Raw genomic sequence first — 12,374 nt, forward strand, 5'->3', positions numbered from 1 at the left:
CCTGACCGATGCGCCCCGAGCTCGCTCTGGTACCGGGCGAGCCCGCCGGGATCGGCCCGGAGCTATGTGTCCGCCTCGTCCAGCAGCCGCGTGAAGATTGCCGGCTGCTGGCCTTCGCCGATCCGGACACCCTGCACGCGGCCGCGGCCGCGCTGAACCTGCCCCTGCAGCTGCTGCCCGAGGACGCCGAAGCACGCGCCCCCGGCGATCTGCGCCTGCGCGCTGTCCGCAACGCTGCGCCCAGCCGCTTCGGCCAGGCCGATCCGGCCAATGCCGGCGCGGTCATCGGCGCGCTGCTCGGCGCCGGCCAGGCCTGCCTGTCCGGCGAACTGCACGGTGTTGTGACCGGCCCGGTGCACAAGGCGGTCATCAATGAAGGCGGCATCGCCTACAGCGGCACCACTGAACTGCTGGCCGACCAGGCCGGGGTAAAGGTGGTGATGATGCTGGCCAACCACATCGTGCGCGTGGCCCTAGCCACCACCCACCTGCCGCTGCGCGAGGTGGCCGATGCGATCACCGCGCCCGGCCTGGAGCACACGCTGCGCACGGTGCACGCCGCACTGCGCCGTGAGTTCGGCCTGCCTGCGCCGCGCATCGCCGTGCTCGGCCTGAACCCGCACGCCGGCGAAGATGGCCACCTGGGCCGCGAAGAACTGGATCTGGTCATCCCGCTGCTGCAGCGCCTGCGCGCGGAGGGCATGGACCTGGTCGGGCCGCTGCCGGCCGATACCGCCTTCCTGCCCGCCAAGCTGGCCGGCTTCGACACCGTGCTGGCGATGTACCACGACCAGGGCCTGCCGGTACTGAAATATTCCGGCTTCGAACAGGCGGTGAACCTGACCCTGGGCCTGCCCTATCCGCGCGTGGCGGTGGACCATGGCACCGCGCTGGAGCTGGCCGGCCGCGGCATCGCCGATCCCTCCAGCCTGCAGGCGGCAACGACGCTGTGTGCGCAGCTTGCGCGGCAACGTACACTGGGCGCATGAATTCCCCGCATTCCCCCTCCGGCCCGGTGTTCACCGCACCGGCCAAGAAGCAGCTTGGCCAGCATTTCCTGGCCGACCGCCACTACATCGACAAGATCGTGATGGCGGTCAACCCGAAAGACGGCGACCGCCTGGTCGAGATCGGCCCTGGCCAGGGCGCGATCACCCTGCCGCTGCTGCGCGTGCACCCCACGCTGACGGTGATCGAGTTCGACCGCGACCTGATCGCGCCGCTGACCGCCGCCGCCGAGCCGCTGGGCGAGCTGACCATCGTTCATCGCGACGTGCTGCGCGTGGACTTCACCGAACTGGCCGCCGGCCAGCCGATCCGCCTGGTCGGCAACCTGCCCTACAACATCTCCTCGCCGATCCTGTTCCATGCGCTGGAGCATGCCGCGGTCATCCGCGACATGCACTTCATGCTGCAGAAGGAAGTGGTCGACCGCATGGCAGCCGGCCCCGGCAGCAAGGTGTATGGCCGCCTCAGCGTGATGCTGCAGGCCTACTGCCAGGTGACCTCGCTGTTCGTGGTGCCGCCGGGCGCGTTCCGGCCGCCGCCGAAGGTCGATTCGGCCGTGGTGCGTCTGGTGCCGCGTGACCCGGCCGCGATCAACATCAACGACCACAAGCGCTTCGCCGAGGTGGTCAAGGCCGCCTTCGGGCAGCGCCGCAAGACCCTGCGCAATGCCCTGAACAACGTGGTGTCCGCCGAGCAGTTCATCGCCGCCGGCGTGCGTCCCGATGCCCGCGCCGAACAGCTGGACGTGGCCGAATTCATCGCTTTGGCCAATGCCTCCTGATTACACTGCCGGTATGGAAGACGCTGACGTTTATGCCATCTCCGTCGAAGTCGCGCCGCGCTTCCTCGACGATCAATCCGCGCCGGAAGACGGTCGCTTTGCGTTCGCCTACACGATCCGCATCCACAACCAGGGGCGGGTCGCGGCACGCCTGGTCGCGCGCCACTGGCGCATCACCGATGCCAATGGTCGTGTCGAGCATGTCGATGGCGACGGGGTGATCGGCGAGCAGCCGCGGCTGCGCCCCGGTGAAGACTTCCGTTACACGTCCGGTGTCATGCTGGGGACCGATCACGGGACCATGCAGGGGCACTACGACATGGTCGCCGACGATGGCACCGAATTTGCCGCGCCGGTCGCACCCTTCGTGCTGGCCGTGCCGCGTACCCTGCACTGACACGGAGGCCGAACGATGAGTGTGTGGGCGATCGGCGACCTGCAGGGCTGCTATGACGTCACCCAGCGATTGCTGGAGAAGATCCGCTTCGACCCGGCGCAGGACACCCTGTGGTTCTGCGGCGACCTGGTCAACCGCGGCGGGCAGTCGCTGGAAACGCTGCGGCTGGTGCACTCGCTGCGCGAGCACAGCGTGGTGGTGCTGGGCAACCATGATCTTTCGCTGCTGGCCGTCGGTTCGCGTACCGAAGAGGAACAGCGCAAGGTCAACCCGGACCTGCTGCGCATCGTGCAGGCCGAGGACCGCGACGAACTGCTGGACTGGCTGCGCCTGCAGAAGCTGGTGCACGTGGACCGCGAGCTGGGCTGGATGATGGTGCACGCCGGCCTGGCGCCGAAGTGGACCACGCAGATGGCCGAGAAGCATGCCGCCGAGGTCGAGGTGCAACTGCATGGCGCCGGCTACCGCAAGCTGTTCCGCAACATGTACGGCGACAAGCCGAGCTGGGCCCCGAACCTGTCCGGTTACGACCGCTCGCGCGCGATCATCAACGTGCTCACCCGCATGCGCTACTGCACCCCGCGGGGGCGCATCGGCATCGAGGACAAGGGCACGCCGGGCACGCAGGAGCAGGGGCTGTATCCCTGGTTCGAAGTGCCCGGCCGGGTCGAGCGCGACCTCAAGGTCGTCTGCGGCCACTGGTCGGCGCTGGGCCTGACCATCACCCAGGGCGTGCACGCCATCGACACTGGCGCGGTCTGGGGCGGCAAGCTGACCGCGCTCCAGCTTGATACCGACGAGCTGCGCGTGGTGCAGGTTCCGGGCCGCGACGTACCGGCACCCGTGCCCAACGCCCGCCCGCCGGCGCGACCGGCGCACGAGCGCCCCGGCGCCGCGACGCAGGGCAAGGAACAGGGCGGCAACGCCGCTGCCACCCCGGGCAACCGTGGCCCACGCCGCCGTCGCCGTCGTGGTGGCGGAGGGGGCGGCGCGGGTGGCGGCACCCACAACAGTCCCCCGCCGCAGGCGTGACGCGGCGCGGCTGGGCACCAGGGACGGTGCTGCTGCTGACGCTGGCCCTGGCCAGCGGCTGCCAGCCCGGCTCGCCGCCTGCTCCCACGGCTGCGGATGGTGCCGCACATGCGCCGACGCAGCCGCAGGCCCCTTCGCCGCCACTGGTGGCCGCAGCCCGCGCGCAGGTCGGCGTCACCACCCGTTACGATCCTGCTTACCAGGTACTGGCCTATCCCGGCGGCGACGTGCCACTGGATCGGGGCGTGTGCACGGACGTGGTGGTGCGCGCCCTGCGCGATCTGGGCCTGGACCTGCAGGCACGCGTGCATGAGGACATGCGCGGCAGTTTCAGTGCCTATCCGGCGATCTGGGGCCTGTCACGGCCGGACCGCAACATCGATCATCGTCGTGTACCGAACCTGATGCGCTGGTTCGAGCGCCAGGGCTGGCAGCAACCGGTCACGGCCCTCGCCGCCGACTACGCGGCCGGCGACATCGTTGCCTGGAAGCTCAATGGCAACGGCCTGCTGCACGTGGGCATCGTTTCTGACCGGCGCCTGGCCAACGGCACACCGCTGGTGCTGCACAACATCGCGCGCGGCACGCGCGAAGAGAACCTGCTGTTCCAGCACGCGATCATCGGGCATTACCGGATGCCGTAGCGACAGTCCCGGTAGAGTCGACTGTTAGTCGACTATCGCGCGCAGCGCGGGTTTTTCGGGTGACCGCCGAGAGCAGTCGACCAACAGTCGACTCTACCCCGTCGGTGTTTTCGTTGGTATTTCCGCGATCAGCGGCGCACGTAGTGCACGAAGCGGAACGCGTAGGCGTGCCGTTCGTCGGCAGGGTGCGGCTCGCTGCTCACTTCCTGCCAGTCCTGCACGTCCACTTCGGGGAAATAGGTATCGGCGGGGACTTCGGCATCGACCCAGGTCAGGTACAGGTCACTGGCCTGGTCCAGCAACTGGTGGAAGATCTCGCCGCCGCCGATGATGCACAGCTCGCTGGCGCCCTCGCCTTCGGCAATCGCCTTCGCCTCGTCCAGCGACGCCACCGCACGCATGCCCTCGAACGGCACCTGGCCGCTGCGGGTCAGCACCAGGTTGGTCCGCCCCGGCAGCACGCGGCCGATCGACTCGGCCGTCTTGCGCCCCATCAGGATCGGCTTGCCCAGGGTGAGCGCCTTGAAGTGCTTGAAGTCATCCGGCAGGTGCCAGGGCATGGCATTGCCCTGGCCGATGCCACGGTTGCGGTCCAGCGCCACGATCATCGACAGCTTCAGGGCGCTCATACCGCCACCGGCGCCTTGATCGCCGGGTGCGGGTCGTAGCCGTCGATGCGGATGTCGTCGAACTGGAAGCCGAACAGGTCGGTCACCTCCGGGTTCAACCACAGCTTCGGCAGCGCGCGCGGCGCGCGCGACAGCTGCTCGCGGGCCTGCTCGAAGTGGTTCGAATACAGGTGCGCGTCACCCAGCGTATGCACGAAGTCGCCCACGCCCAGGCCGGTGGCCTGCGCCACCATGTGGGTCAGCAGCGCGTAGCTGGCGATGTTGAACGGAACGCCAAGGAAGATGTCACCGCTGCGCTGGTACAGCTGGCAGCTGAGCTTGCCGTCCACCACGTAGAACTGGAACAGGTTATGGCATGGCATCAACGCCATCTGCGAAAGCTCGCCCACATTCCAGGCACTGACCACCAGCCGGCGCGAATCGGGGTTGCGCTTGATCTCGTCCACAAGCCACTGCATCTGGTCGATCTGGCGGCCGTCGGCGGTGGCCCAGCTGCGCCACTGCTTGCCGTAGACCGGGCCGAGGTCGCCGTTCTCGTCGGCCCACTCGTCCCAGATGCGCACCTGGTTGTCCTTCAGGTAGCCGATGTTGGTGTCGCCCTTCAGGAACCACAGCAGCTCGTGGATGATCGAGCGCAGGTGCAGTTTCTTGGTGGTGACCAGCGGAAAGCCTTCGGTGAGGTCGAAGCGCATCTGCCAGCCGAACACGCTGCGGGTGCCGGTACCGGTGCGATCACTCTTCTCGGCGCCATGCTCGAGCACGTGCGCCAGCAGGTCCAGGTAGGGCTTCATGGCTTGCCCTCGGCAGCCACCGGCAACTGCGGCTGCAGCACCGGCGCGCGGCGCGACATCACCAGCAGCACCAGGCCGAAGGCGATCAGCGGCAGGCTGAGGATCTGGCCACGGGTCAGCCAGTCGAAGGCCACGTAGACGCCGTTGTCCGGCATGCGCACGAACTCCACCGCGAAGCGGAACAGGCCGTACATCAACGCGAACAGGCCACCCACCAGGTAGCGGTGGCGCGGCTTGGCCGACACCGCCCACAGCACCACGAACATCACCAGGCCTTCCAGGAACGCTTCGTACAGCTGCGACGGATGGCGGGCGTACGGGTTCAATGCGCCGGTGGCGAACTGCGCCTGCAGCGTCGCGTGGTCGAGCTGGTTCAGCGGGGCCGGCAGGCCGGACGGGAACACCACGCCCCAGGTCCCGTCGGTGTACTTGCCCCACAGCTCGGCGCCGATGAAGTTGCCGATGCGCCCGAAGCCCAGGCCCAGTGGCACCAGCGGCGCCATGAAATCCATGGTGTCGAAGAAATGCAGCTTGTGCTTGCGCGACCACCACCAGCAGGCGCCCAGCACGCCCAGCAGGCCACCGTGGAAGCTCATGCCGCCGTCCCACACCTTGAACAGCAGCAGCGGGTTGTGCAGGAAATCGCCCAGCGCGTAGAACAGCATGTAGCCGATGCGCCCGCCCAGCACCACGCCGAGCATGGCGTAGAACAGCAGGTCGGAGAAGCCGTTGGCATCGACGCCCGGCAGGCGCCCCGCGGCAATGCGCGTGCGGCCCAGCAGCCACGCTGCGGTGAAGCCGAGCAGGTACATGATGCCGTACCAGTGCACCTTGATCGGCCCCAGCGAAAGGGCGATGGGGTCGATGTCGTGGAAATAGATCATGGAAAACGCCTGGCGGGAGTACGGGTATTTTAGCGTCCCTGCCCCGCCCGGGGCCGGGGCCGGCACGGGCGGAGGACCACGCCGCAGATCAGGGTTCAGTCCAGGATCTGCGGCGCGTCAGGCAACGCGTCATGCTCGGACCGCGTGGCGGCCGGAAAGTGCCCTTCGATCAGGCTGGAGACCTCGTCGATGGCATCCTGCAATGCCTCGACCGGATGGGCCCCGCGCAGGCCCTCGCGCAGGTGGGTGCAGACCCGCTGCCACTGCGCCGGGCTGACCCGGCCGTGCAGGCCACGGTCGGCAACGATCTCGATCGCGTGATCGGCCAGCAGCAGGTAGATCAGTACGCCGTTGTTGTGGGCGGTATCCCAGGTTCGCAGGCGCGCAAAGGCATGCTCGGCGGCCTGGCGCGGGGTCACCCTGTGCCACAGCGCACCCAGCGGCAGGTCCGCTTCCACCGCGAACATCACCTGCCCACCGTGGCGCTGCTCACCGGCCGCGATGGCCTCGGTGATCGCCTGCAATGTGGCCGGCGGGAAGGCACGCCGCACCGAGGGCGAGAATACATGGCGGAACAGACGTTGGATCATCACCAGCCTCCCGAAGCGCCACCGCCACCGGAACGGCCGCCGCCACCGCCCCAGCCACCACCACCACCGAATCCACCGCCCCCGCCGAAACCGCCTCCGCCACCCCAGCCGCCACCGCCCCAACCGCCACCGCCGGCAAAGCGACCCGGGTGGCCGGACAGCATCGCCACGATCAGGCCGACCACGCCGGCCAGGCCACTGGCCAGCAGCGTGGAGGTGAACAGGAATGCTGCCAGCGCCGCACCCGCGCCGCCGAGCAGGCCGCGCAGCGGACGCGGCACGCGCGAGAAGACCCCGCGCAGGATGCTGCCGGCGAACACGCCGATGAACAGCGCCAGGAACCAGGTATCGCCACCACCACCGGGCTCGCGCCCGCGATGACCGCTGACCGGTGCCGGCAGCGGTTCGCCGTCGATCAGCTTGACCAGCACCGCCGTGGCATCGGTGATGCCGCCGGCATAGTCGCCGCTGCGGAAGCGCGGGACCAGGTATTCCTGGATCACCCGGTTGGCGATGGCATCGGGAATGGCGCCTTCAAGGCCGTAGCCCGGCTCGATGCGCACGCGCCGGTCATCCTTGGCCACCACCAGCAGCACGCCGTCATCCACGCCCTTGCGGCCGATCTGCCATTGATCGAAGACCCGCGTGGTGTACTGCGCGATGTCCTCCGGCTGGGTGGTGGGCACCACCAGCACCTGCAGCTGGCTGCCCTTGCGCTGCTGCAGCTCGATCGCCTGCTGCACCAGCGCCTGCTTCTGCGTGGCGTCCAGCGTGCCGGTGGTATCGACCACCGGCGAGTCCAGCGCAGGAATCGGCGCCAGCTGCTGTGCCTGCGTTGCCAACGGCAGCCACAGCAGCAGGGCCAGCAGCGCAGTGGCCAGGCGCATCGGTCAGTGACCCGGCTGCGGCGCCGGCTGCTGCTGCGGCGCGTTGCCGAAATCGACCGCTGGCGCGTTGGAAATCTGCGCTTCGTTGTCCACCGTGAAGTTCGGCTTGGTCTTGTAGCCGAAGATCTTGGCGGTGACCACCTGCGGGAACGAACGGATGTAGGTGTTGTAGTCCTGCACCTGCTGGATGTAGCGGCCGCGCGCAACCGTGATGCGGTTTTCGGTGCCTTCCAGCTGGGCCTGCAGGTCGCGGAAGTTCTGGTCGGACTTCAGCACCGGGTAGTTCTCGGTGACCACCAGCAGCCGCGACAGTGCGCTGCCGAGTTCACCCTGGGCCTGCTGGAACTGCTTGAGCGAGGCTTCGTCGTCGGCGTTGACGTTGATCTGGCCGACGCGCGAACGGGCGTTGGTGACTTCGGTCAGCACGCGCTCTTCCTGGCTGGCAAAGCCCTTCACCGTCTGCACCAGGTTGGGCACCAGATCGGCGCGGCGCTTGTACTGGTTGAGCACTTCGGACCAGCTGGCCTTGACCGCCTCATCCTTCTGCTGGATGGCGTTGTAGCCGCAGCCGGACAGCAGGGAGGCCAGCAGCATCAGGGGCAGGACACGGGTGAACAGGCGCATGGCGGAGGTTCCGGGTGGACTGGGCACCGAGCATGCCACGGTTCGGGTGAAAGACCGGCCATCGGGCGCCGCCCCCTCCGCGGTGGGTGGCAAGGAAGCGTTATCGGGGTCGGCCGGGAGGGTGGGTTGGCTGGGGGGCGCTGCAAGTACGTCCATGTAAGCTCGGTCGCCGCATCCATGCGGCTCACGCCCCCAGCCAACCCACCCTCCCGGCCACGGACAATTTCCTGCGCACCGCGGGAGGATCAAAAGAAAAAATCAAAAGCAAAAGCCGGTTCTTCAGGCATTCGTGTCGACCAAGGTCGACACCTACCAGAGCGGAACGCCGTTACGACAGATCGCGGGAATCTGTCGAAGGCGGGGTGGGTCCGGTTGAGGGGGCGTGAGCCGCGTGGATGCGGCGACCGAGCTTACATGGACGTACTTGCAGCGTCCCCCTCAACCGGACCCACCCGCCAACCCACGGAATGCAGGCTTTTGCCGTTGACGTTGACGTTGATTCGGCGGGTGCAGGGCTGCAAGCCCTGCCGGAATCCAACACCCCTCAGCAGGCCTCAGCCACCGCAGTGCGGGGACGCCCCAGCCACGCCAGCAGCAGGCCCGATGCCGCCAGCAGGCCACCGGCCACCGGAATCGCGGCATAGCCCAGGCCCGAGCTGATCACCGCACCGCCCAGCGCCGCACCCACCGCATTGCCCAGGTTGAACGCACCGACGTTGATCGACGACGCCAGGCCCGGCGCCTCGCTGGCCGCCTGCATCACCCGGATCTGCAGCGGCGGTACGAGGGCGAAGGTCGCCGCGCCGAACAGCAGCACACCGAGGGCGGCGGTGGCGTGGCTCATGAAGGCCAGCGGCAGCACGAACATCAGCACCGCCAGGACGGCCAGCAGGATCCGTGTGGCGCCATCCAGCGACCAGTCGGCCATGCGCCCACCGATGCCGTTGCCGAGGGTGAAGCCGATGCCGATCAGCGCCAGCGAGATCGCGATGAAGGTATTGGAGGCGCCGGTCAATTCGGTCAGCACCGGTGCGACGTAGGTATAGAGGGTGAACATGGCACCGGCGCCGAGCACGGTGGTGGCCATCGCCAGCAGCACCGGCGGCTGCAGGATCGCCTTCAGTTCGCGGCGCACGTCCGGGCGCGGCCCCGGTGCAGATGCCGGCAGCGCGAAGCCCAGCGCGGTGATTGCGATCAGGCCCAGCGCCGCAGTACCGGCAAAGGACAGGCGCCAGCCCAGCTGCTGGCCGACCCAGGTCGCCAGCGGCACGCCGCCGATGTTGGCGATGGTCAGGCCCATGAACATGGTGGCCACGGCGGCAGCCTGCTTTTCCTTCGGCACCAGGCTGGCGGCGACCACCGCACCGATGCCGAAGAAGGCGCCGTGGTTGAGGCTGGTGACCAGGCGCGACAGCAGCAGCAGCCCGTAGTTCGGCGCCAGCGCGGACAGCAGGTTGCCGACCACGAAGATGGACATCAGCAGCATCAGCGCGGTGCGCTTGCCGAAACGGCCCATCAGCAGGGTCATCACCGGCGCGCCCAGCATCACGCCCACGGCGTAGGCGGTGATCAGCATGCCGGCGGTGGGGATGCCAACCCCCACGCCGTCGGCGATGACCGGCAACAGGCCCATCGGGGCAAATTCGGTGGTTCCAATGGCGAAGGCGCCAACGGCAAGCGCCAGCAAGGCGGCTCTGGAATTCATGGGGGGTTTCCTGGGGGGCGGGAATCGGGAGTGCGTAGCCTGCGCGCTTTGCTGCGCCGGATTAAGCCTCGGCCCGGGAAAACACTGTTGATCCTGATTCACAAGTGGAGGCCGGAACGCCGCCGCAAGTGCAAAAACCGCAGCGCCGTTCGTTGTAGAGCCGCGCCCACAACGCAGAACCCCCGGCCAGGCCGGGGGTTCTGGGACACACGTGCCAATGGCGCGCTTACCAGTTGCCGGCGCCCGGCACGTTGTGTTCGCGGGCGCGGCGGCGCATCAGCAGGTTCAGCCACTCCACCAGCACCGAGAAGCCCATCGCGGCGTAGATGTAGGGCTTGGGCACGTGCACGTCCAGGCCGTCCAGGATCAGCACCGCACCGATCATCAGGATGAAGGCCAGGGCCAGCATCTTCACGGTCGGGTTGGCGTCGATGAAGCGGCCCAGCGGGTTGGCGGCCAGCAGCATCACCAGCACCGACAGCAGGATGGCCGCCACCATCACCGGGATGTGGTCGGCGATGCCGACGGCGGTGATCACCGAGTCAAGCGAGAACACGATGTCGATCACCGCGATCTGGGCGATCACGTAGCCGAACACGGCCGAGGCCTTGGTGGTGCTGGGGTCTTCGTCCTCGCCACCGCTGATCAGTTCCTTGATCTCCATGCAGCCCTTGATGATCAGGAACAGGCCACCAACGATCAGTACCAGGTCGCGGATGGAAATGCCCATGCCGGCCACGGTGAACAGGTTGGCCGCCATGTGCGCCAGGTAGGCCAGCGAGACCAGCAGGCCGATGCGGGTGATGCAGGCCACCGCGATGCCCAGCTTGCGTGCGAACGGACGACGCTCTTCCGGCAGCTTGCTGACCGCGATGGAAATGAACACCAGGTTGTCGATGCCGAGCACGATTTCCAGCGCGCTGAGCGTGAACAGGGTCACCCAGGCATTGGGGTCGGCGAGGAACTCAAAGGACATGGAAACTCTTCAAGGCAGTGGGGGAATGGGGTTTCAGCCGTAGCTGCCGGCCAGCGCGTGCGGAACCACGACCAGCGCCCAGCACAGCAGCACGTTCATCATCAGCACGAACACCGCTGCCGAGCCCATGTCCTTGGCGCGGCCAGCCAGCTCGTGGATCTCGCTGCCGTAGCGTTCGATCACCGCTTCGATGGCCGAGTTGGCAAGCTCCATCGCCAGCACCAGCAGCATCGAGCCGATCAGCAGCGCGCGTTCGACCGGGGTCTGGCCCAGCCAGATCGCGACCGGAGTCAGCATCACCAGCAGGTATACCTCCAGCCGGAACGAGGACTCGTGCAGCCAGGCGGCGCGCAGGCCCTGCCAGGACCAGCGGGCGGCCTGGAAGATGCGGCGCGGGCCGCGGGGCATGTGGCCGAACTGATCAGCCACGGGTGGAACATCCAGCAACAGGGGCGCGGCGCAGCGACCGCTCAGACGCACGGCAGGAAATCATGGGTGCACAGGAATAGGCAGATGGCCGCCATTTTGCCACAAGGCCGCCAACCGCACCCCGCACCGGCCCGCTGAACGGCCTGCCAGGGGCAAGCACCGGGCTGGGCCGTGCTTCTATGATGGAGCTCCCCTTGCCTGCTGGAGCGCCTGATGTCCCGTCGCCGTACCTGCCTGCTGATGCTGGGCCTGCTGACTGCCGCACCGCTTGCCCAGGCCCTGAGCCCGGCCAGGCCGCCGCAGGTGCCCGAACAGGTCTCCAATGTGGCCTGGGCCGGCGACATGGCCCGCTTCGCCAGCGCCGACCAGGCCAACCCGCCGCCCCGTGGTGGCATCGAGTTCATCGGCAGCTCCTCGATCCGCTTCTGGGAGAGCCTGGCCACCGACTTCCCCGGCCAGCCGGTGTTCAACCGCGGCTTCGGCGGTTCGGAAGTGCGCGACAGCACCTGGTATGCCGGCCAGATCGTGGTGCCGTATGCGCCGTGCAAGGTGTTCTTCTACGCCGGTGACAACGACCTCAACAGCGGCCGCAGCGCCATGCAGGTGCGAGATGACGTGGTCGCCTTCGTGCAGCGCGTGCACCGCGACCTGCCGAAGACCAGGGTCGAGTACCTGTCGATCAAGCCGAGCCCGTCGCGTGCGCACCTGCTGCCGGCGATCAACGAAGCCAACGCGCTGATCAAGGCTGCGCTGGCCAGGCTGCCCAACACCGGCTTCACCGACATCTACACGCCGATGCTCGGCGCCGATGGACAGCCGGACGCGACGCTGTTCCGCGAGGACATGCTGCACATGACCCCGGCCGGCTATGCGATCTGGACCAAGGCGCTGGCGCCGAAGGTCAACTGCAACTGAGGCACTGTGGACGTCGGGCATGGCCCGGCGCTACCGCACCCCATCCACGCATGGCCTGGATCTACCGACATTTCAGCGGGAT

15 protein-coding genes are annotated in these 12,374 nt (G+C 67.9%); 6 read left to right on the plus strand and 9 right to left on the minus strand.

All coding sequences use genetic code 11. The features are described 5' to 3' along the window. Window positions 1–8: 8 nt before the first annotated feature. The 5 genes from pdxA to E5790_RS06145 are packed head-to-tail and all read left to right on the plus strand — an operon-like array spanning window position 9 to window position 3,862. On the plus strand, window positions 9–989 hold the full coding sequence (gene pdxA, locus E5790_RS06125; RefSeq protein WP_046428925.1) for a 4-hydroxythreonine-4-phosphate dehydrogenase PdxA: 981 nt from the start codon (window positions 9–11) through the stop codon (window positions 987–989). Next, on the plus strand, window positions 986–1,789 hold the full coding sequence (gene rsmA, locus E5790_RS06130; RefSeq protein WP_014645986.1) for a 16S rRNA (adenine(1518)-N(6)/adenine(1519)-N(6))-dimethyltransferase RsmA: 804 nt from the start codon (window positions 986–988) through the stop codon (window positions 1,787–1,789). The genes pdxA and rsmA overlap by 4 nt, the downstream gene beginning before the upstream one ends. A gap of 13 nt (window positions 1,790–1,802) precedes the next feature. Then, the gene (gene apaG / locus E5790_RS06135; RefSeq protein WP_008268668.1) at window positions 1,803–2,186 is read left to right on the plus strand and encodes a Co2+/Mg2+ efflux protein ApaG; all 384 of its coding nucleotides are present in this window, start codon (window positions 1,803–1,805) and stop codon (window positions 2,184–2,186) included. A 15-nt stretch (window positions 2,187–2,201) separates the two neighbouring features. Continuing rightward, on the plus strand, window positions 2,202–3,218 hold the full coding sequence (locus tag E5790_RS06140) for a symmetrical bis(5'-nucleosyl)-tetraphosphatase (RefSeq protein ID WP_014645985.1): 1,017 nt from the start codon (window positions 2,202–2,204) through the stop codon (window positions 3,216–3,218). Next, window positions 3,215–3,862 (plus strand): DUF1287 domain-containing protein, encoded by a 648-nt coding sequence (locus tag E5790_RS06145; RefSeq protein ID WP_134808531.1) that lies wholly within the window; start codon window positions 3,215–3,217, stop codon window positions 3,860–3,862. The genes E5790_RS06140 and E5790_RS06145 overlap by 4 nt, the downstream gene beginning before the upstream one ends. Before the next feature lie 128 nt (window positions 3,863–3,990). On the opposite strand, the gene E5790_RS06150 is transcribed toward E5790_RS06145, so the two are convergent. The 9 genes from E5790_RS06150 to E5790_RS06190 all read right to left on the minus strand — a co-directional run bounded on the left by E5790_RS06150 (window position 3,991) and on the right by E5790_RS06190 (window position 11,377). Then, window positions 3,991–4,482: a dihydrofolate reductase gene (locus E5790_RS06150; RefSeq protein WP_168708243.1), complete on the minus strand. Its 492-nt coding sequence runs from the start codon at window positions 4,480–4,482 to the stop codon at window positions 3,991–3,993. 5 nt (window positions 4,483–4,487) lie between these two features. Further along, window positions 4,488–5,282 carry a thymidylate synthase gene (locus tag E5790_RS06155; RefSeq protein ID WP_046428910.1) on the minus strand — a complete coding sequence of 265 codons (795 nt, stop codon included), beginning with the start codon at window positions 5,280–5,282 and terminating at the stop codon, window positions 4,488–4,490. Next, window positions 5,279–6,166: a prolipoprotein diacylglyceryl transferase gene (gene lgt / locus E5790_RS06160; protein ID WP_046428907.1), complete on the minus strand. Its 888-nt coding sequence runs from the start codon at window positions 6,164–6,166 to the stop codon at window positions 5,279–5,281. Before lgt ends, E5790_RS06155 begins: the two co-directional genes overlap by 4 nt. Before the next feature lie 95 nt (window positions 6,167–6,261). Beyond that, a complete protein-coding gene (locus E5790_RS06165) occupies window positions 6,262–6,756 on the minus strand; it encodes a TPM domain-containing protein (RefSeq protein ID WP_032955917.1) in 495 nt (164 codons plus the stop codon). After that, on the minus strand, window positions 6,756–7,643 hold the full coding sequence (locus tag E5790_RS06170; RefSeq protein ID WP_136191709.1) for a TPM domain-containing protein: 888 nt from the start codon (window positions 7,641–7,643) through the stop codon (window positions 6,756–6,758). The genes E5790_RS06165 and E5790_RS06170 overlap by 1 nt, the downstream gene beginning before the upstream one ends. Window positions 7,644–7,646: 3 nt before the next feature. Beyond that, window positions 7,647–8,267, minus strand: a complete 621-nt coding sequence (locus E5790_RS06175) for a LemA family protein (RefSeq protein WP_049404134.1) — start codon at window positions 8,265–8,267, stop codon at window positions 7,647–7,649. 544 nt (window positions 8,268–8,811) lie between these two features. Beyond that, window positions 8,812–9,972: an MFS transporter gene (locus E5790_RS06180; protein WP_014645977.1), complete on the minus strand. Its 1,161-nt coding sequence runs from the start codon at window positions 9,970–9,972 to the stop codon at window positions 8,812–8,814. 226 nt (window positions 9,973–10,198) lie between these two features. Continuing rightward, window positions 10,199–10,948, minus strand: coding sequence for a TerC family protein (locus E5790_RS06185; RefSeq protein ID WP_005408127.1), 750 nt, complete (start codon window positions 10,946–10,948; stop codon window positions 10,199–10,201). 33 nt (window positions 10,949–10,981) lie between these two features. Beyond that, window positions 10,982–11,377, minus strand: a complete 396-nt coding sequence (locus E5790_RS06190) for a diacylglycerol kinase (protein WP_014036025.1) — start codon at window positions 11,375–11,377, stop codon at window positions 10,982–10,984. A gap of 213 nt (window positions 11,378–11,590) precedes the next feature. Here E5790_RS06190 and E5790_RS06195 point away from each other — a divergent pair, with 213 nt between their 5' ends. Continuing rightward, window positions 11,591–12,292 carry an SGNH/GDSL hydrolase family protein gene (locus E5790_RS06195; protein ID WP_014645976.1) on the plus strand — a complete coding sequence of 234 codons (702 nt, stop codon included), beginning with the start codon at window positions 11,591–11,593 and terminating at the stop codon, window positions 12,290–12,292. Window positions 12,293–12,374: the final 82 nt, after the last annotated feature.

It is taken from the genome of Stenotrophomonas sp. PAMC25021, assembly GCF_004795795.1.
Taxonomy (GTDB): domain Bacteria; phylum Pseudomonadota; class Gammaproteobacteria; order Xanthomonadales; family Xanthomonadaceae; genus Stenotrophomonas; species Stenotrophomonas muris.